Source organism: Qipengyuania flava, assembly GCF_019448255.1.
Taxonomy (GTDB): domain Bacteria; phylum Pseudomonadota; class Alphaproteobacteria; order Sphingomonadales; family Sphingomonadaceae; genus Qipengyuania; species Qipengyuania flava_A.
Window position 1 is genome coordinate 299,123 of sequence record NZ_CP080410.1, and the last position, 22,529, is coordinate 321,651.

A 22,529-nucleotide genomic window follows, 5' to 3' on the forward strand; every position below is an offset into this window, starting at 1 on the left:
TATTTCCATGCTTATCAAGCTCTTGGCATTGGCCGGTGTCGGCTATGCCGGATACCGTTTTTACGAGAAGAACCGTGTCGACCAGAACGGGGTCGCCTTTGCCGATGGCGAACCGGAAGGCGCGTTCCGTAACGCGGGCGCCGCCTCGACGACCTCGCACACGCCTATGAGCGCGACCGACGAAGCGCTCGATGAGACGTATCCGGCAAGCGACGCCACCGCGAAGTATTAAGCGCGGCGCGCCAGCAGAACGAACAAGGGGCGGCCTCGCGGTCGCCCCTTTTTGGTTGGTGTATCGGTTTTCTAGCTGGTGGTCAGCGCGGTGGCGGTCCGTCGAGGGGCGAGCGGCGCTTGGGCTCCTCGCGCTTGGCCGTTTCCTGCGCGACCAGCCAGATACGGATGGCACCGGCAAGGCCCGGCGGGGTCTCGGCACGGATGCGCTCCGCGTCGATTTCCGCGACGAGAGAGTTGATCGACTGCCCGCGCACGGCGGCCGCGGTGCAGAGCATTTCCCAGAAGAGGGGTTCGAGGCTGACGGAGGTACGGTGGCCGTCGATTCGGACGGAATACTTCTTGGGGGGGTGGTAGGGGGGCATTTCCATAGGCCGCGCGCCCTACATGCCTCAGCCCGCGCGCGATACGATTTTTTTGGGGTGTGCGACGAACCGTGCGCCGCCTAGGCACCCAAGGATGGCGGACGGCTACGAAGCGCTAACCGAGAAGGAAAAGGCGACCTTGCGCCTGATGGTGCGCGGCCACGATGCCAAGTCGATGGCGGCGGAACTGTCGCTCTCCGTCCATACGATCAACGAGCGTTTGCGCGCGGCCCGGCGCAAGCTGGGTGTCACCAGCAGCCGCGAAGCAGCGCGGCTGGTGTTCGAGCGCGAAGCCGGAACACCCGAAAAGTCTGTATCCAAAGGATTGGGGGAAGCCGCCAGGGCCGACCCCAGCGAGGAAGGCGCTGCAACGGCCGGCAATCCCGCCCGCCGCTGGATTGCAGGAGCTTCTCTCATGCTGACCGTACTGGCCGCAGGCCTCATCTTCACATCGCACTATGCAGGGACCGGCGCCGCTGGCCCGGCAACCGAATTCCAGACCGCCGACGAGGCGACCGAGGCCGCGGCGCGCGCATGGCTCGAACTGGTCGATGCTGCCGACTGGCAGGCAAGCTACGATGCCACAGGCTCCGCCTTTCGCGACCTCAACACCGTCGAAGGCTGGGCCAGCGCCTCGCAGCAGGTCCGCACGCCGCTGGGAGCGCTTGTTTCACGCGAGCTGACCGGCGAGCATTACCTAAACGCCCCGCCGCACGGCTACCGCGAGGTGACCTTCACCAGCCGCTTTGCCAACCAGCCCAGCGCGACGGAACGTGTCACGCTGGCCCGCGAGGGCGGCGAATGGAAGGTCGTCGGCTTCCTGATCGAGTGACCGGGACGCCGCGCGGCCCTTAGTACATGTGCTGGCCGCCGTTGATGCTCATGGTCGAGCCGGTGACGAATTCGGCGTGTTCGGAGCACAGGAAGCTGACCCCGCGGGCGATCTCGCTGGCCTTGCCGAGGCGCCCGACCGGGATCTTCGCGACGATCTTCTCGAGCACCGGCTCGGGCACGGCGGCCACCATGTCGGTGTCGATATAGCCCGGGGCGATCGCGTTCACGGTGATGCCGAAGCGCGCGCCTTCCTGGGCGAGCGCCTTGGTAAATCCGTGGATCCCGCTCTTGGCAGCGGCGTAATTGACCTGGCCGTACTGGCCGGCCTGCCCGTTGATCGAGCCGATGTTGACGATGCGGCCCCAGCCGCGTTCCTTCATGCCCGCGAAGGTCGCCTTGGCCATGTTGAAGCAGCCCCCAAGGTTGGTGCGCATCACCGCATCCCAGTCCTCGTAGCTCATTTTCAGGAGCGTGCCGTCGCGCGTGATGCCGGCGTTGTTGACCACGCAATCGATCGGGCCGTGCTCTTCGGCGACCGCCTTGCAGGCTTCCTGTACCGCTTCGAAGTCGCCGACGTCGAACTTGACGGTGGCGATGCCGGTTTCCTCGGTGAAGGCCTTGGCGGCTGCGTCGTTGCCGGCATAGGTGGCAACCACGGTGAAGCCGCGCTCGTCGCGCAGGCGTTCGCAGATGGCGCGGCCGATCCCGCGAGTTCCTCCGGTAACGATGGCAACACGTGACATGGTCGATTCTCCCAGCATTCCGTAACGTCCACTAGGGCTTACGGCAGGGAGGCAGGGCGCGCCAAGGGCAATTCGCCCTCACGGGCGGCAGCGCATCCGTATTCTCGACGAATTGATTAGAAGCTGACGCGGGTGCCGACGTAGACGGCCTGGTCGTCTTCGACCCCGTCGGTCAGCGGCGCGAGGCGGCTGCTGTCCTTCGACAGGCGAACACCGGCAGTCACGTTAAGGCTGCCGACCACACGGTAAGAGGTGCTGATGTCGACGCTCTGGTTGTTGGCGCCATCAAAGGTGCGCGGCGAGCGGCCGGCGTTTTCCTGCGATTCGAGCGCAAGGCGCGAACCGAAGCGCGAGGTGTTGGCGGGCTTTTCGTCCTCGTCCACGGCAAAGGCGGAGAGGTCGGGCATCGCCATGTCGCGCACGCCAACGTTTATCGCCACCGGCTTGGGTGCCTGTGCAAAGCTCTGGTAGCCGCGGGCAATGCCGAGGTTGTAGCTGGTCGAACTAATCGCGAGGGCGCGTTCGCGGCCTTCCGCGGTGCCGACCGAATCGATCGCGTTGCGGACCGAGATGGCGCGGGCGGTTTCATCGTCGACGCGGACCGCCACGGTCACCGTGCGATCCTGCTTCAGCAGCGGCTTGCTTGCCGGAGTGAAGCGCAGGCCGTCTTCGCCCATCACGGCAGCGACGCGCGCTGCGAGCTGCGGATCGACCTTGGCGGGCGTGAACGGAAGGAAGGCAACGGTTTCGGGAAGCTCGGCGGCGGTGCTGGTCTGCACAACGGCAAGGCCGGTCGCCGGGATCGCCAGGGCCATTCCGGCAACAGCCAGCGCCGCGGGAGCGAACCGCGCCTTACCCTGACTTTTCACCGAGCGTGCCATGACGGACGGACTTCCTCTAACGTTTCGACCCTACAAGCCAGAAACTCGCTGAACGGTTCCTGACTGCCCTTGTCTGTGGGCGAGTCTTGTTCCCTCTTGCTTTCAAGGTAGCACCCCCGTGCCCCTTGGCCAGCTTTTCCACAGGGTCGGGCTGCGATTGGCGAAAAGTGTTGCCAAGTGTCCACAAGCACTTGGGACGCGGGCGTTCTTTCCCGAACCGGATTAAGCCCGCATTCACCCGCAAACCTCTGTGTGGAGCGCGCTGGCCCTATGCCTTGCTCCGAGGCGAGCAGGCGGTATAGAGCCGATAAACCTGCAGGATACCAAGGACTGTCATGAGCGCTTTCGCAAACCTTCGCCGCCCCGCAACCCTCGCCGTTGCGATTGCAGCCACGGCCAGCCTTGCGGCATGCGGTGGGCGGGAGCGTCCGCAGGCGGACCTGGCAGCGGCCCAGATCACCACGATCGGCGTCAACTCCTACCTGTGGCGCGCCGCGCTCGACGCGGTCAGCTTTGCCCCGCTGCTCCAGGCCGACAGCAACGGCGGCGTGATTGTCACCGACTGGTACGCCAACCCGAGCAATCCGGGCGAACGGGTGAAGGTCACGGTGACCATCCTCGATTCGGACCTGCGCGCCGATGCCCTGCGCGTCGCCGCCAGCCGCCAGGTCAGCCAGGGCGGAACCTGGGTCGATGCGCCGATGCAGGCCGCCACGGTCCAGCGCCTCGAGGACATCATCCTCACCAAGGCCCGCGAACTGCGCCGCCAGGCCGTCAGCTAAAGCGTCTCGCAACAGGGGCGCGCAAAGCGCCTTCCATTGGCGCGCGAATTCCCTAACAGGGGCGCCATGAGTGACACCCGTTTCGATCCCGCGAGCGCCGACTCGCGCTGGCAGACCGCCTGGGACCAGGCGCAGACCTTCCGCGCCGACAGCAATTCCGACAAGCCCAAGAGCTACGTGCTGGAGATGTTCCCCTATCCCAGCGGGCGCATCCACATCGGCCACGTGCGCAACTACACGATGGGCGACGTGCTGGCGCGCTACAAGAAGGCGACCGGGCACGAGGTCCTGCACCCGATGGGCTGGGACGCATTCGGCATGCCCGCGGAAAACGCCGCGATGGAAAAGGGCGTGCACCCGGGCGGCTGGACCCGCGACAACATCGAACACATGAAGGCGCAGCTGAAGCGCCTCGGCTTCGCGCTCGACTGGAGCCGCGAGCTGGCGACCTGCGAGCCCGACTATTACGGCCACGAGCAGGCGCTCTTCATCGATCTCTATGAAGCCGGCCTCGTCTATCGCAAGGAAAGCGAGGTCAATTGGGACCCGGTCGACATGACCGTGCTCGCCAACGAGCAGGTGATCGACGGCAAGGGCTGGCGCTCGGGCGCCGAGGTCGAGAAGCGCAAGCTCAATCAGTGGTTCCTCAAGATCACCGACTTCGCCGAGGAACTGCTCGAGGGTCTGGGCACGCTCGATAACTGGCCCGACAAGGTCCGGCTGATGCAGGAGAACTGGATCGGCAAGTCGAAGGGTCTCGAATTCAGCTTCGACCTCTCGAACGGCGAGAAGCTGCCGGTCTACACCACGCGCCCCGACACGATCTTCGGGGCGAGCTTCGTTGCGGTTGCAGCCGACCATCCGGTGGCGCAGGGTATCGATAGCGACGAGGCGCGCGCCTTCATCGCCGAGTGCAAGAAGGGCGGCACCACCGCTGCCGAACTCGAAACCGCCGAGAAGCTCGGCTTCGACACGGGCATCACCGCCAAGCACCCCTTCACCGGCGCGGACCTGCCGGTCTATATCGCGAACTTCGTGCTGATGGATTACGGCACCGGCGCCATCATGGCGGTGCCGGGCCACGACCAGCGCGACTTCGAATTCGCCACCAAATACGGCCTGCCGATCCCGCGCGTGGTCGCTTCGAGCGTCGAGGATGCGGGCAAGCCTTTCGACGGTGAAGCCGAGGCGGGCGACGGCGTGATCGTCAATTCGGACTTCCTCGACGGGATGGAAGTGGAGGACGCCAAGCGCGAGATCATCCGCCGCATCGAGGAACAGGGCCGGGGGACCGGCAAGACCGTCTGGCGCCTGCGCGACTGGGGCGTTTCGCGCCAGCGCTATTGGGGCACTCCGATCCCCTTCATCCATTGCGAGACTTGCGGCGTGGTCCCCGCGCCCAAGGACAGCCTGCCGATCACGCTGCCCGAGGACGTCGATTTCCAGACCCCGGGCAACCCGCTGCTGCGCCACGCGACATGGAAGCATGTCGAGTGCCCCAAGTGTGGCGGCAAGGCCGAGCGCGAGACCGACACGCTCGACACCTTCGTCGACAGCTCGTGGTATTTCCTGCGCTTCACCAGCCAGCCTGCCGACAAACCCTTCGATCCGGAGGAAGTCGCGAAGTGGATGCCGGTCGAACAGTATATCGGCGGTATCGAGCACGCGATCCTGCACCTGCTCTACGCCCGTTTCTGGACCCGCGCACTCGCGCACATGGGCCAGATCGATGTGAAGGAGCCCTTCGCCTCGCTGTTTACGCAGGGCATGGTGACGCACGAGACCTACAGCCGTGCAGGGGATGGCAAGCCGGTCTATTTCTCGCCCGACGAGGTGGAGCGCACTGCCGATGGCGCGACGCTGACCGCCGACGGCAAGCCGGTCGAAATCGGCCGCGTCATCAAGATGTCGAAGTCGAAGAAGAACGTCGTCGACCCCGATACGATCATCGACACCTATGGCGCCGACGCGGTGCGCTGGTTCATGCTCTCCGACAGCCCGCCCGAGCGCGACCTTCCCTGGTCCGAGGCCGGCATCGAAGGCTGCAGCCGCTTCGTCCACCGCCTGTGGCGCCTGTTCGGTGCCTATGAGGCCGGAGCAGAGGGCGAGGACAAGGCGCTCGCGCGCAAGACCCACCAGACCATCGCGGCCGTGGCCGAGGACATCGAGGCACTGGGCTTCAATAAGGCCGTCGCACGCATCTACGAACTCACCGGTGCGGTCGAGAAGGCGAAGCCCTCTGCCAGCCGCAGCCACGCGATCCGTAGCCTCGTCCAGTTGGTCGCCCCGATGATGCCGCACCTCGCCGAAGAGGCATGGGCCGGTCTCGGCGAGAGCGGGATGGTGGCCGATGCCGCCTGGCCCGACGTCGATCCGGCGCTGCTGGTCGAGGACGAGGTCACCATCGCCGTCCAGCACAAGGGCAAGCTGCGCGACACGCTCACCGCGCCCAAGGGGGCCTCGAAGGAAGACCTCGAAGCCATGGCGCTCGCATCGGAAAAGGTGCAGCGTTCGCTCGACGGGGCAGAAATTCGCAAGGTCATTGTCGTGCCCGACAGATTGGTGAATATCGTCACCTGATGCGCATCCTGTTCGCCAGCCTCGCCCTAGCGACCCTTTCGGCCTGCGGCCTCTCGCCCATGTATGCGGGCGGCGGCAGCGGCGCGGTGGCGCAGTCGCTGGCGGCGATCGATGTTGCCCCGATCGAGGGACGCGCTGGCTGGCTGGTGCGTGCCGCACTCGAAGAGCGCTTCCAGGCCGCCGGAGAGGTAGCCCCGCGTTACCGCATCGAAGTGCGCCTTGATGACCAGCTCGAAGGGCTTGCCGTCCTGCGCGACGATACGATCAGCCGCGAGCGCCGGACCCTGCGCGCGCGCTACCAGCTCATCGACCTTGCCACAGGCGACATCCTGCTCGACGCGACTGACGGATCGGACGCCGGTATCGACGTGGTGTCGAGCGAATACGCAGTCATCGCGGCGGAACAGACGGCGCTGGAAAACCTCTCGCAGGATCTGGCGCAGCGTATCACCACCCGCGTGGCCCTGGCCCTGCGCAACCAGCCGTGAAGCTCACCAACCGGGATTTCGCATCCAAGGGGCGCGGCGCGGCGCAAGGCTGCGCGATCTTCTTCTTTTGCGGGCAGGATGAAGCCGGCGCCACGGCGGCGGCGAACGACCTCGTCACCTGGCTCCCCGAACCGGGTGAGCGGGTCGAGCTGTCCGGCGCGCAATTGCGCAATGATCCCGCCATGCTCGGCGACGAGGCGCGCACCACCTCGCTGTTCGGCGACAAGCGCCACATCTGGGTGCGGGCGAACGGCGAAGAGGCGCTCGAAGCGCTCAAGGTCCTCGTCGAAACCGGTGAGGCAGGCGCGGGCGAGGCCTGCCCGGTGATCGTCGTCGCGACCTCGGCGACCGACAAGTCGCGCAGCGCCAAGCTGCTCGAAAAGCGCAAGGACGCGCTGGTCGCGATGTTCTATCCGCCCGATCTCCAGTCGGTGACGCGCAGCGTGCGCGGTCTTGCCGATGGGGCGGGCGTGCGCCTCGGCGGCGACCTTGCCGAACGCATTGCGCGCGCGGCCAATCTCGATGTCCGGCTGGCCAAGAGCGAAGTCGAGAAGCTGGCGCTCTATCTCGACGCTTCGGCGCAGAGCCCGCAGACGGCCACAGCCGAAGACCTCGACGCCATCGGCGCGGCGAGCGAGGACGATGGTTTCCAGCCGCTGGTGAACGCGGTCATGGGCGGACAGGGCCCCAAGGTCGCGGTCGAACTGGCGCGCATGAAGCAGCTCGGGCTCAACCCGGTCGGCGTGCTTCTCGCCTTCGAACGGCGCGCAGCCCAGCTGGCGCGGATCGCCGCCGCGCTCGGCAACCGTCCGTTCGGCGATCTCGACCGTGGCGAAGAGGCGCGGCTCGGCATCTTCTTCAAGGAAAAGCGCGACATCGGCCAGCAGTTCGCCCTTTGGCGGCACGGCGACAAGCTCGACCGGCTGACCCAGCGCCTCGTCGGGCTGCACCGCGAGCTGCTGACCAACAGCCAGGCAGCCGAGCTGCTGCTCGCGCAGGGCCTAGCTGATATTGCGAAAGTGGCCGGGGCGCGGGCGCGCTAGCCGACCAGCCAGGCGTCCATCGCCACCAGCGCCTCGCGCCGCTCGCTACCCTGCGCACGAAGCTGCCCGGCAACCCAGGCGAGGTATTCGCGCGTGCTGCCGAACCGTTCGCGCCGCGCGAACGCTCGGCGCAGCTTTTCACCCAAGGGCACATCGGCGCGGGCGCGCTTGGCCTCGGCGATATCCGCCTCGCGCGCGGCCAAAGGCTTGCACAGGAGTTCGGGCAGGGCCTCGACAAGCTCTGCGGGCGGGGTAAGCGGCAGGTCGGGAATACGCGTCGGTTCTGACGAGCCCCAGCGGCGGGTGGCGGCAAGCACAAGCGCCAGCGCGCGATCCCATCCTTCGCTTGCCGCCCGGGGCCAGACGCTCTCCCAGTCGAAAGCCTGTTTCGCCAGCAGCTGATCGAAATCGACCAGCATCAGGGGGCCGGCATCGAACCGGTGGAAGGTGGCGTGGACGGCGAGGTGCATCAGCATGTCGACCGGGTCGGGGAAACGCAGAGCCGGGTGGTCCGCCAGCGCTGTGGCGCGGTACAGAACGCCCGAGACGTTGGCGGGCGTGCGGCCATCCTCGTCCCACAGTCGGACATGCAGTTCGAGCACGGTGCCATCGGGTGCGACCAGTGCAGGGAGGTGCTTGAAGCGCTCAAGCCACTCCTCGGCAGGCAGTCCGTCGTCATCCTCCTCCACCCACCCCTTGGCAAGCAGGTGAGCACGGGCTGCGAGGGCCTGCTCTGGAGCAATAAGAAGATCGAGATCGCGCAGGGGCCGCAAGGCGGGTTCGGGATAGATGTTCCACGCCAGCCAGGCGCCCTTCAGGGCGACGGCCGTGATGCCCTCCCGGCCAAGATCTTCGACCAGCGACAACAGCGCGGCGCGCTGGGCGAGGGCGGCTATCGCGGACTGGCGGTAAGCTGCGGCCCAAATGTCCCGGAGTGCCACAGGGACCGCGTCATCGCCGTTCCAGCGAAAATACAGCAGCGGTTCGAGCCGGTGCTCGTGCGCACGCTCCGCAATGATGGACCAGGTGCTCGCGGGGATCGCCCGGATCTCGTCCGGAGCCAGGGGAGGTCCGCCAGCCAAGCGGGTGAGCGCAACCTCTGCCGAGAGGGCGGTCACCCCGCGATCAGTTCTCGGGGACCGAGAACGTGCCCGTTACGCGTCCGCCCGACTGGCCCTGGCCGGTGACCGAAGAAGACCCGCTCGCACGCCCGTCCACGCTCGATACGCCGGTCGCAAGGTCGATGACGAGGCGTCCGCCGTTCAGAGTATCGCCGCCGCGATTGAGGCGCACATTGCCGGCCATGGTGATGATCCGGCGGTTGAAATCGTAGACCGCCGTATCGCCGCGCGCGCGCTCGTTGCCGCGCGATACGTTCACGCCGCCGGTCGCCATGATGCGCTGGATGCTGAGGCTGCCTGCGTCGGAATAGTTCACGATGGTGCGCGCCGCGTTGAGGCTGAGGCCGGCCTGCGTGATCTGCACATTGCCCGAAAGCACCACGCGGTTCTCGCGGTCCTGCAGCTCGATCCGGTCGGCCGCGTAGCTCACCGGCGCGTTCGAGTTGTGCCCGGCAATCGCCTGGGCGGACAGCTGGATACCGGCAAAAGCGGCTGCGGTGGCGGCAAAGGCGCCGAGGCCCCAGCGGGCCATGGTCGGGATCAGGTGCTTCATTACGGCATCCTCAATTCGCCGGGCGCCATGCGCAATTGCGCGTTGCCCGAGAGGGTGATGGTGCGAGCGGAAAGATCGGCGGTCAAGCGGTCGGCGCTGAAGGTGCCGGCAGGGATGGCACCGTCGACGCCCCCTGATCCGACCAGTTCCTTGTTGGCAAGGTCGACCGAAACGTCGCGCGCCAGCATGCGGTAGCCGTCGGCGGCCTGCATCCGCATGGGACCGATCACCGAGACGACTTCGCGGTCGATATCGTATTGCCCCGCCTCGGCCGAAAGGCGCGCCGGGCCGTCTTCTAGCAGCAGGCGAGCGACAAGATCGTTCATGCGCACCACGCCTTCCGCGCTTGATCGCTGGACGGCTTCGCCGGCGGTCAGCGAGAAGGGACGTCCTTCATCGTCGGCGCCGCGGTAGAGCGCGTTGTCCACGCGCAGGCGTTCCTTGATCACCGCGACCTGGTTGCGGTCGAGCAGGAAGCTCACCTCTCCGCGAGGCGAGAGCGGCGTGACCACCATCAGCGCGGCAAGCACCCCGACACCCATCGGCAGCGCGCGGGCGAGGAAGGCGACGAGCTTGTCGTGCGACCCGCCCGGCTCGGCCCAGTGCTGGCGTTCGTGCCGCCGCTCCTTGGCCTCTGCCGTTTCGATCCTGCGTTGCCGGAATGCCATGACTGCCCCTTGCGCGGGTGATCCTTACATGTGGCTGAAGATATCGTGGTCGGCCCAGCCGGCAACGTCGAGCCGTGCGCGGGTCGGGAGGAAATCGAAGCAGGCCTGCGCCATTTCGGTGCGGCCCTCGCGCTCGAGGCGCTTGTCGAGCTCGTCTTTCATGCGGTGGAGGAAGCGCACGTCGCTCGCGGCGTAGTCGCGCTGCGCGTCGTTCAGCTCCGGGCCGCCCCAGTCGCTCGACTGCTGGGCCTTGGAAATGCTTTCGCCAAGCAGCTCTTCGACCAGCATCTTGAGGCCATGGCGATCGGTGTAGGTGCGCACCAGCTTGCTGGCGATCTTGGTGCAATAGCAGGGCGTTGCCATCACGCCGAGATAATGCTCGATCGCGGCGAGGTCGAAGCGTGCGAAGTGGAACAGCTTAAGCCGGTTCGGATCGGCCAGCACAGCCTTCAGGTTCGGCGCGTCATAGGTGCTGTCGGGGCCGAAGCGCACGAGATGCTCGTCGCCCTTCCCGTCGCTGATCTGCACGACGCACAGCCGGTCGCGGATCGTCACGAGGCCCATGGTTTCGGTATCGACGGCCACGGGGCCATCGGCGAGAACGCCTTCGGGAAGGTCTTCTTCGTGGAAATGCACTGCCATGGGCGAGGGCCTTAGGCGCATCGGGGATTGTAGGAAAGGGGTGCTGGCGAGCCGGCGCCTTGCGGCCTAGTCCTGCAGCTATGGCGCAAGAGGCAATCCCCGACAGCTGGAAGCTCGTTCTGGAACCCGTCCTGGCGACGGCCGAAGCGCGCCAGCTCGGCGGGTTCCTGGTGGCCGAAGAGCAGGCGGGCAAGGCGATTTACCCGCCGCGCGGCTGCCGGTTGAAGGCGCTGGAGCTGACCCCTCTCGAGGCCGTGAAGGTCGTGATTCTGGGGCAGGATCCCTACCACGGCCCCGGCCAGGCGATGGGGCTCTGCTTTGCCGTGCCCGAGGGCGTTGCCGTCCCGCCGAGCCTCGTAAACATCTACAAGGAACTGGAGGCCGACCTTGGCGCGCCGCGGCCGCAGCATGGCGATCTCAGCCACTGGGCGCGGCAGGGCGTCCTGCTGCTCAACAACACGCTGACAGTCGAGGCGGGGCAGGCGGGCAGCCACGCGGGGCGCGGCTGGGATGCGATCACCGACGCCTGCGTGGCGGCGGTGGCGGCGCGCGCCGAGCCGAGCGTGTTCATCCTCTGGGGCAGCCACGCGCAGGCCAAGGCGAAGCGCATCGCCGGGCTGCGCGGCGGCCCTCACCGCGTCATCGAGAGCCCGCATCCCAGCCCGCTTTCCGCCTACCGCGGGTTCTTCGGCTCGCAGCCGTTCAGCCGCACCAACGCCTTCCTGTCCGAGAAAGGGCGCGGCCCCATCGACTGGACGCTCGTATGACGAGCGAGGAGGCGCGCACCCGCTTGCTCGCGCGCCGCGCCGAGCTCGACCGGGAAGACGCGGCCAATTCCGATTCGCGCGACACGGTGGAGCTGCAGCAGGACAGCGTCGGTCGCCTCTCGCGCATGGACGCGATGCAGCAGCAGGCGATGGCGCAGGCGACCGAGCGCCGCCGGCAAGCCGAACGCCTGCGCATTACCGCCGCGCTTGCCCGGATCGAGGAAGGCGAATGGGGCTGGTGCACCGCTTGCGGTGAAGCCATCGCCGCCAAGCGGCTGGAGCACGACCCCAGCACCCCAACCTGCCTTTCCTGCGCGAGCGGCGGCTAGCCACTGCTCGGCCTCAGAAGATCGAATAGCCCCCGTCGATGACGATCGAATCGCCGGTGTGGAACTTGCTCGCGTCACTGGCGAAATAGACCGCGATACCGCTGAAATCTTCGCCCTCGCCCCAGCGGCGCATCGGCACGCGGCCGATCGCCTTCTCGTTGAACGCGTCCCAGCTTTGCAGCCGTTCGGTCATCTCGGTGGCAATCCATCCCGGCAGCACCGCGTTGGCGCGAATGCCGTGCTTGGCGAGCTCGACCGCGGTGCCGCGCACCATGGCGAGCACGCCCGCCTTGGTCGCCGCATAGGCCTGGTTCGCAGGCGCGCCGTGGATTGCGGAAACGCTGGAGGTGACCAGCAGCGAGCCGCCCGGATCGCCGTTTTCCGAACGCTCGACCATGTGCTTGGCCGCCTCGCGAAAGGTCCAGAAGACCGCGTCGAGATTGACCGTGGTGACCTTGCGCCACAGCTCGGTGGTCTGCTGGGTCAGCGGCGCGCCGCCGCCCATGCCGGCGTTGGCAATGCAGGTGTCGATCCGCCCGAGGCGCGACAGGCTTTCGGCCATGGCATCGACCACCGCCTGCTCGTCCGAAACGTCGACCGCCAGCGCTTCGACCCGCGTACCGTGCGCTTTCAGCTGTTCGAGCGCCGCTGCGTTCTTGCTCTCGTTGCGGCCCCAGATCGCGATATCGGCGCCGGCCGCGGCGAGGCCCTCTGCCATGCCGAGGCCGATCCCGCCATTGCCGCCGGTAACGACCGCGACCTTCCCGCTGAGGTCGAAGGGTGTGAATGCCATGTGTCTCTCCTCTCGCCCGCCACTCAACGCGAGAGGAGAGACGATTGCAAGATGCAACCCATGCGTTAGTCTCCCGCGCCATGACCGACCTCATCCTGACCGAGATCGCCGACGGCATCGCGACCGTCACCCTGAACCGCCCCGAGGCGATGAACGCGCTGTCGAAGGCGCTGCGCCACCGGCTCTACGAAGTGATGAAGGCGCTGGACGAGGACGAGGCGGTGCGCGCCGTCATCCTGACCGGCGCGGGCGAGCGGGCCTTCACCGCCGGCGTCGACTTGAAGGAGCTCGGCTCGGAAGAGGGCGCGCTGGGCGCGGCCAACGCCGAAGGGGCGGACGAGAACCCGGTCAAGGCAATCGAGCAGTGCCGCAAGCCGGTGATCGGCGCGATCAACGGCGTCGCGATAACCGGCGGCTTCGAAGTGGCGCTCGCCTGCGATGTGCTGGTTGCCAGCACCAACGCGCGCTTTGCCGATACCCATGCGCGTGTGGGCATCGTGCCGGGCTGGGGTCTGTCGCAGAAGCTCAGCCGGATGATCGGCATCAGCCGCGCAAAGGAATTGAGCTTCACCGGCAATTTCCTCGATGCCGCAACGGCCGAGCGCTGGGGCCTCGTCAACCGCGTTGTGGCGCCGGACGAGCTGCTGTCCGAAGCGCGCCGGATCGCCGCCGACATCGCCAGCATCGATCCGGAATTCCTCGCGCGCTACAAGAGACTGATCGACGAGGGCTATGCGGCGAGCTTTGGCGATGGGCTGGCCATCGAGCACCGTCTTTCCTCTTCCGCCAACAGCGCTGTCAGCCCCGAGGAAGTGGAGGCCCGCCGCGCCGCGGTACAGGCACGCGGTCGCTCGCAAGGCGGCTAGGGCGGACCGATACACGGCGCGACAAAGCCGGTCTTTTGCGGCCCGGGCTTCGTGGTACACTGCGTCCATGTACCGGGTAGCCGAATTCACGATCGATCCCCACCGCTTCGAACTGGCGCGGAACGGCGAGCGAGTCGAGATCCAGCCGCGCGCGTTCAAGCTGCTGCTGCGGCTGGTCGAAGCGCGCGGCGGGCTGGTCAACAAGGACGAGCTCTACGCCTCGGTCTGGGATGGGCGGATCGTGTCCGAAAGCGCGCTCTCCTCGCAGGTGAAGCTGCTGCGCAAGGTTCTGGGCGATACCGCGCGCCCCCACCGGATCGTTGAAACCGTCCACGGACAGGGCCTGCGCATTGCCGCGGAAATCCGACGGGAGGGGGCGAGCGTTGCCGCGGAAGATCCTGCACCCGATGCGCCTGCCGCTGCTGCCGATGGCAGGCCGACCATCGCAGTGCTGCCGCTTCTCGCGCTCAATCCGTCCAAAGCCTATGCGGCGCTGCCAGAGGCGGTGCCCGACGAGATCATCACCACCCTTTCGAAGCTGCGCTGGCTGCGCGTCAGCGCCCGCGGCTCCTCCTTCCGCTACCGCTCCTTCAACCAGGAGCCGAGTGCAATCGGTGCGGCGCTGGGGGTTGCCTACTGCCTCAGCGGCTCGGTGGAACACGCGGGCAAGCAGGTGCGCCTCGCCTTCGAGCTGGCCGATACCCGCACCGACAGCGTGGTCTGGCGCGAGGCCTATTCCGTCGCGCTGGAGGGCCTGTTCGAACTGCGCCAGGAGGTTGTCGAACAGCTGGCCGCGCGGATCGAAGAGGAGGTCACACGGCGCGAATTCGATCGGCTGCGCAGCGAAACGGAGACCGTGTTCCATCCCTGGCACGCCTTCCATCTGGGCATCGGGAAAATCATGACGCACGCGGCACCCGATTATTCGGGGGCGGAGCGTTTGTTCCAGAAGGCGCTTGCCGGTGACGGGCATTTCGCCCGGGCCCATGCGGGCATGGCGCAAGTCCACTACTGGGCGCTTTTCCAGAAGCAGGCTGCCGACGAGCGCGCGACGGCGATGGCGCTGCAACAGGCCGCAGCACGGGCGATGGAGCTCGACCGGCACGACCCTTTCTGCCAGCTGATGGCCGGGCGCTCGCACCTCATCCTCCACCAGATCGACGAGGGGCTGGAGCATCTCGAGCGGGCGAAGGCCCTCGCTCCGTCCTACGCGGTCGCCTATTCCGGGATCGGCAGCATACAGGCGCTTCTGGGCAAGGGCGACGAAGGCCTGGCCAATTTGCAGATGGCCATGACACTCAGCCCGCAGGACCCGTGGAAACCGCAAATGCTCGGCGCGCTGATCGCCGCGCACATTGCGCGCGATGATCTCACCTCCGCCGCGGCCACGGCGCGCGAGCTGCGCCGCTATCCGGTCATCTCGCTGCAGACGACAGCCGGGCTCATGGCGACTTTCGCGCTGGCTGGCGAAATGGAGGAAGCGGAAGAGCGCAAGCGGGTTTTCCTCGAGCATTTCCCCAAGGTCGGGGTCGAAGAGTACCTGAAAAGTTATCCGATCCTTTCCGATGGGCTCCAAAGGCTGACGCGCGAAGGGTTCGCGAAGATGGAACTCGCCTAGGCTTTTGTGCTGCGTGCCCTGCGGCGGCGCCTGTGGGGCCAGAATGTGAGCGCAATTGTTGCCGACATCGCTGCAAAGGCGATCCAGCCCGATGGCGAGGCCGATGGCATGGCGTAGAGCAGCAAGGTGCCGTTGCCGCCGGGTACGAGGGCCGCGCCTGCTCCCATCATCGCGCCGCCCGCACCGTTGCGGACGAGGCCCGCAAGGCTGGGTGCGCGCAGGCGGAATTTGCGCGTCCAGACGGCGGCAAAGACCGCTCCGGCGAGAAGGGCTAGCCCGCCTGCGATCACCTTGCTGTCGGCGCTGTTGGACGCTTCGCCGAGCAGCCAGGCGCCCTGCCGGTTCAATAGCGCGCCGATCGTCCAGCTTCCTGCAAGCGTGTAGAGCACGCCGCCGACCACGCCGACCACCAGCATCGCCGGGATCGGGCTGAGCTGAGCCTTGCGGCTGCGCATGGCGCGGCCGAGGTTGCGCAGATACCGCTGGCGCAGGGCCGGCGCGGCAAGCAGCGCGAAGATCGCCAACACGAGTATCCCGGTCACGCCAGTTGAGGCGAGCGGCGAGGACCCCGGCGCTTGCAGCGGCAGGCGCATGGCAAGAAGCGCGCCGGCCACCGCGCCGAGGCAGGTGAAGGCATAATTCGTCTCGCCGCCAGCAAGGCGCCCGAGCGTGCCGAACTGACAGCCGCCGTTGATCCTCGCGCCAAGCCCGAACAATACGCCGCCGGTTATCGCCAGCTCGCTCATGGGAAAGGCTGGGGCAAGCATCCCAAGCCCTGGCAGCACCCAGGCGAGCGGAAGGATGACGCAGCCAGCCGCGCCGGCCGCCACTATAAAGGCCCTGAGGCGAAGCGAGCGGCCCAGCACGACCGCCTGGCGCGTGCCTTCGACCATACACACGCTTCCCCGGCGAAGGGCGAAGCCGACGAGGAATGCAAGCGGGATCGCCATCAGCGACAGAACGTCGATGCCGAAAGCTGCGCTCACAATCTCTCCCCCGTATGCGGGGAGAACCTACGCCAATCGCGCGATCAGGGCCAGCCAGCGGGCCTTAAAGCCCTGATTAGCGGGGCAGGTCGGTGACGCCCATCAGCGCCTTGTCGACGGCATGGGCGCACTGGCGCCCTTCGCGGATCGCCCAGACGACCAGGCTCTGCCCGCGTCGCATGTCGCCGCAGGAGAAGACATTGGCTTCGCTGGTGAGATACCACTCGGTATCCGCTGCGACGTTTCCGCGCCCGTCGAGATCGACGCCCGCCCGGTCCAGCAGCCCGCGACGCTTGGGGCCGGTAAAGCCCATGGCCAGCAGGATGAGGTCCGCCTTGAGCGTGAACTCGCTGCCTTCGACTTCCTGCATGCGGCCGTCTTTCCATTCGACCCGCACGCATTCGAGGCCGGCGACATCGCCGTTCTCCTCGACCACCCGCTTGGTCAGCACGGCCCAGTCGCGGTCGACGCCTTCCTCGTGGCTGGAGGAGGTGCGCAGCTTCACCGGCCAGTCGGGCCAGGTCAGGCCCTTGTCCTCGTGCTCGGGCGGCTTGGGCATGATTTCGAGCTGCGTGACGCTGGCCGCGCCCTGGCGGTTGCTGGTGCCCACGCAGTCCGAACCGGTGTCGCCGCCGCCGATCACGATGACGTGCTTGCCGGTTGCCGTGAGCGAACCGCGCGGCGCGGCGCGCACTTCGTCGTCGCCCGCGTTGCGCTTGTTCTGCTGGGTCAGGAACTCCATCGCCAGGCGCACGCCGTTGAGCTCGCTGCCCGGAATGTCGAGCATGCGCGCCTCTTCCGCGCCGCCCGCCAGGACCACCGCGTCGAAATTCTCCTGCAGCGCCTGGAAGCTGACCTCGACGCCGACCTCGCTCGAGGTGCGGAACTGGACGCCTTCGGCTTCCATCTGCACTGCGCGGCGGTTGATCAGGTGCTTTTCCATCTTGAAGTCGGGAATGCCGTAGCGAAGCAGGCCTCCGATACGGTCGCTCTTCTCGAACACGGTCACCGCATGACCCGCGCGGGCGAGCTGCTGCGCGCAGGCAAGGCCGGCAGGTCCGCTGCCGATCACCGCGACTGACTTGCCCGTGCGCTTTTCCGCGACCTGCGGCTTGACCCAACCTTCCTGGAAGCCGCGGTCGATGATCGCGCATTCGATCGACTTGATGGTGACGGGGCTGTCGATGAGATTCAGCGTGCAGGCCGCCTCGCACGGGGCGGGGCAGACACGGCCGGTGAACTCGGGGAAGTTGTTGGTCGAGTGCAGGACCTCGAGCGCGTTCTTCCAGTCGTCTTCATAGACGAGGTGATTCCAGTCCGGGATGATGTTGTTCACCGGACAGCCGTTGTGACAATAGGGAATGCCGCAGTTCATGCAGCGCGCGGCCTGCGTGCGGAGTTGGTCCTCCGACAGCGGGACGACGAATTCCTTGTAGTGCTTCAGCCGCTCTTCGGGGTCGCGATAGGTGCGATCCTCGCGCTCGTATTCGAGAAAGCCGGTTTCCTTGCCCATGACCCTTACTCCGCCGCTTCCATTGCGGCCTGTTCGCGTTCGTCCTCAAGCGCCTTGAGCGCGCGCTGGTAATCGCGCGGCATGACCTTGCGGAAGTTCTTCAGCTCGTCCGTCCAGTTGTCGAGTAGCGCCTTGGCCTTGGCCGAGCCGGTGTGCAGCTGGTGGCGCTCGACCAGGATCTTGAGCCGTTCGGCATCGTGGTAGAGCGGATCGCCCATGCCGAAATTCTCGACCGAAACAGGGCGCTGCTGCGGCTTGCCCCAGCTCTTTTCCGCGCCTTCGCCGTCGCCCGGCTGGATATCCAGCACATCGACCTGCGCCGGGTTGCACAGCTTCTCGAACTGGCCATCCGGATCGTAGACATAGGCAATGCCGCCGCTCATCCCGGCCGCGAAATTGCGGCCCGTGGGACCGAGCACGCAGACAACGCCGCCGGTCATGTATTCGCAGCCATGGTCGCCCGTGCCTTCGACAACGGCAACCGCGCCCGAATTGCGCACGGCAAAGCGTTCGCCGCCGACGCCGGCGAAATAGGCTTCGCCCGCGATTGCGCCGTACAGCACGGTGTTGCCGACGATGATGTTGCTTCCCGGTTCGCGCGGCGCCTCTTCCGGCTGGCGCACGATCAGGCGGCCGCCCGAAAGGCCCTTGCCGACATAGTCGTTGGCATCGCCCGTCAGGCTCAGCGTCACCCCGTGCGCAAGCCAGGCGCCGAAGCTTTGGCCGGCGACTCCGGTGAAGTCGATGCGGATGGTGTCGGGTGCGAGACCCCGGTGGCCATGCGCTTCGGCAATCCGGCCCGACAGCATGGCGCCAACGGTGCGGTTCACATTGCGGATTTCGCGGGTGAGCTGGACGGCCTGCCCGCTTTCGATGGCGGGCTTGCAGGCCTTGATCAGCTCCACATCCAGCGCCGCAGCGAGGCCATGGTCCTGCGTTTCGGTGTGGTGAAGCGCCTTGCCCTCATCCAGCGGAACCGCGTGGAGGATGCGCTTGAGGTCCACGCCATGTGCCTTCCAGTGGCGTTCGACCCGGCGCATGTCGATCCGGTCGACCCGGCCAACCATTTCCTCGACCGTGCGAAAGCCCATCTCGGCCATGATCGCGCGCAGCTCTTCGGCGACGAAGAAGAAGTAGTTGATCACATGCTCGGGCGTGCCGACGAAGCGCTTGCGCAGCTCCGGGTCCTGCGTGGCCACACCGACCGGGCAGGTGTTGAGGTGGCACTTGCGCATCATGATGCAGCCGGCCGCGATCAGCGGGGCGGTGGCGAAACCGAACTCGTCCGCGCCAAGCAGCGCGCCGATGGCGACGTCGCGTCCCGTGCGCAGGCCGCCGTCGACCTGCACCGCAATACGGCTGCGAAGATCGTTCAGAAGCAGCGTCTGCTGGGTTTCGGCAAGACCGATTTCCCATGGTGATCCGGCGTGGGTGAGGCTGGTCAGCGGGCTGGCGCCGGTGCCGCCTTCATAGCCCGAGATCGTGACATGGTCCGCCTTGCACTTCGACACACCAGCCGCGACCGTGCCTACGCCCACTTCGGACACGAGCTTTACCGAGATACGGCTCTCGGGCTGCACGTTCTTTAGGTCGTGGATCAACTGGGCGAGATCCTCGATCGAGTATATGTCGTGGTGCGGCGGCGGCGAGATAAGGCCCACGCCGGGGGTCGAGTGGCGCACCTTGCCGATGCGCTTGTCGACCTTGTGGCCGGGGAGCTGGCCGCCTTCGCCGGGCTTTGCGCCCTGCGCCATCTTGATCTGGATGTCGTCGGAATTGACGAGGTACTCGGTCGTGACGCCGAAGCGGCCCGAGGCCACCTGCTTGATGCGGCTGCGCATCGAATCGCCGTTGTCGAGCGGGAGGAAGCGCTCCGGCTCCTCGCCGCCTTCGCCCGTGTTGGAGCGCCCGCCGAGGCGGTTCATGGCAATTGCCAGCGTCGAGTGCGCCTCGTGGCTGATCGAGCCGAAGCTCATCGCGCCGGTGCTGAAGCGCTTGACGATCTCCACCGCAGGCTCGACCTCGTCGAGGCTGAGCGGCTGTTCGGCCGGCGTCAGCTCCATCAACCCGCGAATGGTCAGGAGGCGTTCGGACTGCTCGTTCACCGAGCGGGCGAATTCCTCGTAATTCTTCGCATCCTTGCCGCGCACGGCGTGCTGCAGCTGGGCGACCGATTGCGGCGTCCATGCGTGCGCTTCACCGCGCAGGCGGTACTGGTAGATGCCGCCGATATCGAGCATGCCCTTGTACAGGGGATTGTCGCCATAGGCCTGCGCGTGGCGGAGCACCGCTTCTTCGGCGACTTCCTTCAGGCCGATACCCTCGATCGTGGTCGCGGTGCCGGTGAAGTAGGTGTCGATGAATTCGGAATTGAGGCCGACCGCATCGAAGATCTGCGCGCCGCAATAGGACTGGTAGGTCGAGATGCCCATCTTGGACATGACCTTGAGAATGCCCTTGCCGACCGCCTTGACGTAGTTCCTGGCGACATCGGCAGCGTCCAGTTCGGGGAAGCGGTCGGCGCGCAGCGTCTCGATGGTTTCAAAGGCGACATAGGGGTTGATCCCTTCCGCCCCGTAGCCGGCCAGCGCACAGAAATGGTGCACTTCGCGCGCTTCGCCGGTCTCGATGACGAGGCCGGTCTGCATGCGCAGGCCCTGGCGCACCAGCTGGTGGTGCACGGCGGCGGTGGCGAGCAGCGCGGGCATCGGGATGCGGTCCGGGCCCTGTTCGCGGTCGGACAGGATCAGGATGTTGGCATCGCCGAGCACCGCTTCGGTTGCGGCCCAGCACATTTCCTTCAGCGCCATGGCAAGGCCATCGGCGCCGGTGCTGGCGTCCCAGGTGATGTCGATGGTGGCGGTGCGGAAGGCGCCGTCCAGCGCGACTTCGACCGAGCGGATCTTCGCAAGGTCCTCGTTGGTGAGGATCGGCTGCGAGACTTCCAGGCGCTTGTGCGTACCCCCGTCGCGGCCCAGCAGGTTGGGGCGCGGACCGATCATCGAGAGCAGGCTCATCACCAGCTCTTCGCGGATCGGGTCGATCGGCGGGTTCGTCACCTGCGCGAAGTTCTGCTTGAAATAATCGTAGAGCAGGCGGCTGCGGTCCGACAGCACGGCGATAGGCGTATCGGTGCCCATCGAGCCGATCGGATCCTCGCTGCCGCGCGCCATCGGTTCGAGGAAGCGCGCGATGTCTTCCTGCGTGTAGCCGAAGGCCTGCTGGCGTTCGAGCAGGCTGGTCGTCGCCTCGGGGGTTGCCGACAGTTCGGGTTCGATATGGTCGAGGTCAGCGAGCTTGTACTGCGCCTTTTCGAGCCAGGCCTCGTAGGGCTCGGCGGCGGCGAGGTCGGCTTTAAGCTCCTCGTCTTCGACGATGCGGCCTTCTTCGAGGTCGATCAGCAGCATGCGGCCGGGCTGGAGGCGCCACTTGCGGGTGATGTCCTCGTCCTTGAACGGCAGCACGCCGCTTTCGGACGCGAGCACGACCAGGTCATCCTTGGTGGTGCACCAGCGCGCAGGGCGCAGGCCGTTGCGGTCGAGGCAGGCGCCGATCTGCCGGCCGTCGGTGAAGCACACAGCGGCCGGGCCGTCCCAGGGCTCCATCAGCGCAGCGTGGTATTCGTAGAACGCGCGGCGCGCCGGATCCATCAGCTCGTTCTTCGCCCAGGCTTCGGGCATGAGCATCATCATCGAATGCGCGAGGCTGTAGCCGCCAGTGAGCAGCAGCTCGAGCGCGTTGTCGAGGCAGGCGGTGTCTGACTGGCCGTGCGGGATCAGCGGCCACATCTTGTCGAGGTCGGCGCCCAGCAGCTCGCTTTCCATCGTGCGGCGGCGTGCTTCCATCCAGTTCACATTGCCGCGAACCGTGTTGATTTCCCCGTTGTGCGCCATGAAGCGATAGGGGTGGGCAAGCCGCCAGCTCGGGAAGGTGTTGGTGCTGAAACGCTGATGGACGAGGCCCAATGCCGAAACGCAATCGGGATCGCGCAGATCGTCGTAGAAGCTGCCGACCTGGTTGGCGAGCAGCAGGCCCTTGTAGACCACCGTGCGGCTGGAAAAGCTCGGGATATAAGCCGAGGACAGGCCTTCGATGCCGTGCTTGGCTTCCAGCGCCTTGAGCGGGTTCAGCGTCTGCTTGCGGATGACGACGAGCTTGCGCTCGAAGGCGTCGTTATCGAGGCAATTGGTGCCGCGCGCGATTACGCACTGGCGCATGACCGGCATCGAATCGACCACGGCCTTGCCGAGCCCGTCGAGCGTGACCGGCACATCGCGCCAGCCAACCACGCGCTGGCCTTCCTTGGCCGCGAAGAGTTCGAGCTGCTTTTCGACAAAGGCGCGCGCTTCGTCCTGCTGCGGCAGGAAGCACATGGCGACCGCGTAATCGCCTGCGCCCGGCAGGTCGTGACCGTTGTCCTTCGCCCATTTGCGGAACAGCGGGTCGGGCACCTGCAGCAGGATGCCGGCGCCATCGCCCAGCAGGGGGTCGGCGCCCACCGCACCGCGGTGGTCGAGGTTGGCGAGAATTTCGAGCGCCTGGGTGACAATAGCGTGGCTCTGCTCGCCCTTGATATGAGCGACCATGCCGACGCCGCAGGCATCGTGTTCGTTACGCGGGTCGTAGAGACCCGTGGCGTGGGGCGGCGTGCGTCCCATGGGCGAAGCGTCCTCCTTCGGGCCCGCCGACCGGAACCGCCAGATGCGGTTGAAAGGTGACAGACACG

At 66.6% G+C, this 22,529-nt stretch carries 21 protein-coding genes; 10 read left to right on the forward strand and 11 right to left on the reverse strand.

The window, feature by feature from the left end:
* Positions 1–7: 7 nt before the first annotated feature.
* Entirely contained in the window at positions 8–232 is a 225-nt protein-coding gene (locus KUV82_RS01565; protein WP_219955161.1) for a hypothetical protein, read from the forward strand.
* A gap of 82 nt (positions 233–314) precedes the next feature.
* Here KUV82_RS01565 and KUV82_RS01570 read toward each other — a convergent pair whose 3' ends face one another.
* A complete protein-coding gene (locus KUV82_RS01570) occupies positions 315–602 on the reverse strand; it encodes a ribbon-helix-helix domain-containing protein (RefSeq protein WP_309148087.1) in 288 nt (95 codons plus the stop codon).
* 88 nt (positions 603–690) lie between these two features.
* Between KUV82_RS01570 and KUV82_RS01575 the strand changes: the two genes are divergently transcribed.
* Entirely contained in the window at positions 691–1,428 is a 738-nt protein-coding gene (locus KUV82_RS01575) for a helix-turn-helix domain-containing protein (RefSeq protein WP_219955162.1), read from the forward strand.
* A 19-nt stretch (positions 1,429–1,447) separates the two neighbouring features.
* Here the strand turns inward: KUV82_RS01575 and phbB are convergent, their stop codons facing one another.
* Both phbB and KUV82_RS01585 read right to left on the reverse strand, forming a co-directional pair.
* Complete coding sequence (gene phbB, locus KUV82_RS01580; RefSeq protein WP_219955163.1) at positions 1,448–2,173, reverse strand: acetoacetyl-CoA reductase; 726 nt, start codon at positions 2,171–2,173, stop codon at positions 1,448–1,450.
* 116 nt (positions 2,174–2,289) lie between these two features.
* Positions 2,290–3,042 carry a hypothetical protein gene (locus KUV82_RS01585; protein WP_258319797.1) on the reverse strand — a complete coding sequence of 251 codons (753 nt, stop codon included), beginning with the start codon at positions 3,040–3,042 and terminating at the stop codon, positions 2,290–2,292.
* Between the two features lie 347 nt (positions 3,043–3,389).
* On the opposite strand from KUV82_RS01585, the gene KUV82_RS01590 reads away from it, so the two are divergent.
* From KUV82_RS01590 to holA, 4 genes are all read left to right on the forward strand, one after another.
* On the forward strand, positions 3,390–3,836 hold the full coding sequence (locus tag KUV82_RS01590) for a DUF3576 domain-containing protein (RefSeq protein WP_219955165.1): 447 nt from the start codon (positions 3,390–3,392) through the stop codon (positions 3,834–3,836).
* A 66-nt stretch (positions 3,837–3,902) separates the two neighbouring features.
* Positions 3,903–6,416 carry a leucine--tRNA ligase gene (leuS, locus tag KUV82_RS01595; RefSeq protein WP_219955166.1) on the forward strand — a complete coding sequence of 838 codons (2,514 nt, stop codon included), beginning with the start codon at positions 3,903–3,905 and terminating at the stop codon, positions 6,414–6,416.
* Positions 6,416–6,904, forward strand: a complete 489-nt coding sequence (gene lptE / locus KUV82_RS01600; RefSeq protein ID WP_219955167.1) for an LPS assembly lipoprotein LptE — start codon at positions 6,416–6,418, stop codon at positions 6,902–6,904. Before leuS ends, lptE begins: the two co-directional genes overlap by 1 nt.
* On the forward strand, positions 6,901–7,947 hold the full coding sequence (gene holA, locus KUV82_RS01605) for a DNA polymerase III subunit delta (RefSeq protein WP_219955168.1): 1,047 nt from the start codon (positions 6,901–6,903) through the stop codon (positions 7,945–7,947). The genes lptE and holA overlap by 4 nt, the downstream gene beginning before the upstream one ends.
* Here holA and KUV82_RS01610 read toward each other — a convergent pair.
* From KUV82_RS01610 to KUV82_RS01625, 4 genes are read right to left on the reverse strand one after another with little or no spacing between them, the layout of a single operon-like run.
* Positions 7,944–9,065, reverse strand: a complete 1,122-nt coding sequence (locus KUV82_RS01610) for a nucleotidyltransferase family protein (RefSeq protein ID WP_219955169.1) — start codon at positions 9,063–9,065, stop codon at positions 7,944–7,946. The genes holA and KUV82_RS01610 overlap by 4 nt on opposite strands.
* A 7-nt stretch (positions 9,066–9,072) precedes the next feature.
* A complete protein-coding gene (locus KUV82_RS01615; RefSeq protein ID WP_219955170.1) occupies positions 9,073–9,621 on the reverse strand; it encodes an LptA/OstA family protein in 549 nt (182 codons plus the stop codon).
* Positions 9,621–10,289: an LPS export ABC transporter periplasmic protein LptC gene (locus KUV82_RS01620; RefSeq protein ID WP_219955171.1), complete on the reverse strand. Its 669-nt coding sequence runs from the start codon at positions 10,287–10,289 to the stop codon at positions 9,621–9,623. Before KUV82_RS01620 ends, KUV82_RS01615 begins: the two co-directional genes overlap by 1 nt.
* Positions 10,290–10,313: 24 nt before the next feature.
* On the reverse strand, positions 10,314–10,931 hold the full coding sequence (locus tag KUV82_RS01625) for a ribonuclease D (RefSeq protein WP_219955172.1): 618 nt from the start codon (positions 10,929–10,931) through the stop codon (positions 10,314–10,316).
* Positions 10,932–11,011: 80 nt separating this feature from the next.
* On the opposite strand from KUV82_RS01625, the gene ung reads away from it, so the two are divergent.
* Together ung and KUV82_RS01635 are read left to right on the forward strand one after the other, a co-directional pair.
* Positions 11,012–11,698 carry a uracil-DNA glycosylase gene (gene ung, locus KUV82_RS01630; RefSeq protein WP_219955173.1) on the forward strand — a complete coding sequence of 229 codons (687 nt, stop codon included), beginning with the start codon at positions 11,012–11,014 and terminating at the stop codon, positions 11,696–11,698.
* Positions 11,695–12,027: a TraR/DksA family transcriptional regulator gene (locus KUV82_RS01635; protein WP_219955174.1), complete on the forward strand. Its 333-nt coding sequence runs from the start codon at positions 11,695–11,697 to the stop codon at positions 12,025–12,027. Before ung ends, KUV82_RS01635 begins: the two co-directional genes overlap by 4 nt.
* Positions 12,028–12,040: 13 nt before the next feature.
* On the opposite strand, the gene KUV82_RS01640 is transcribed toward KUV82_RS01635, so the two are convergent.
* The gene (locus KUV82_RS01640) at positions 12,041–12,820 is read right to left on the reverse strand and encodes an SDR family NAD(P)-dependent oxidoreductase (protein WP_219955175.1); all 780 of its coding nucleotides are present in this window, start codon (positions 12,818–12,820) and stop codon (positions 12,041–12,043) included.
* A gap of 80 nt (positions 12,821–12,900) precedes the next feature.
* Between KUV82_RS01640 and KUV82_RS01645 the strand changes: the two genes are divergently transcribed.
* Together KUV82_RS01645 and KUV82_RS01650 are read left to right on the forward strand one after the other, a co-directional pair.
* The gene (locus KUV82_RS01645; RefSeq protein WP_219955176.1) at positions 12,901–13,686 is read left to right on the forward strand and encodes an enoyl-CoA hydratase; all 786 of its coding nucleotides are present in this window, start codon (positions 12,901–12,903) and stop codon (positions 13,684–13,686) included.
* A gap of 67 nt (positions 13,687–13,753) precedes the next feature.
* Complete coding sequence (locus tag KUV82_RS01650; RefSeq protein WP_219955177.1) at positions 13,754–15,304, forward strand: winged helix-turn-helix domain-containing protein; 1,551 nt, start codon at positions 13,754–13,756, stop codon at positions 15,302–15,304.
* Here KUV82_RS01650 and KUV82_RS01655 read toward each other — a convergent pair.
* The 3 genes from KUV82_RS01655 to gltB form a co-directional block, all read right to left on the reverse strand.
* The gene (locus KUV82_RS01655; protein WP_219955178.1) at positions 15,301–16,290 is read right to left on the reverse strand and encodes a YeeE/YedE thiosulfate transporter family protein; all 990 of its coding nucleotides are present in this window, start codon (positions 16,288–16,290) and stop codon (positions 15,301–15,303) included. The two genes, KUV82_RS01650 and KUV82_RS01655, sit on opposite strands and share 4 nt — an antisense overlap.
* Positions 16,291–16,366: 76 nt before the next feature.
* Positions 16,367–17,803 (reverse strand): glutamate synthase subunit beta, encoded by a 1,437-nt coding sequence (locus tag KUV82_RS01660; RefSeq protein ID WP_219955179.1) that lies wholly within the window; start codon positions 17,801–17,803, stop codon positions 16,367–16,369.
* A 5-nt stretch (positions 17,804–17,808) separates the two neighbouring features.
* Positions 17,809–22,461 carry a glutamate synthase large subunit gene (gltB, locus tag KUV82_RS01665; protein ID WP_219955180.1) on the reverse strand — a complete coding sequence of 1,551 codons (4,653 nt, stop codon included), beginning with the start codon at positions 22,459–22,461 and terminating at the stop codon, positions 17,809–17,811.
* Positions 22,462–22,529 lie beyond the last annotated feature (68 nt).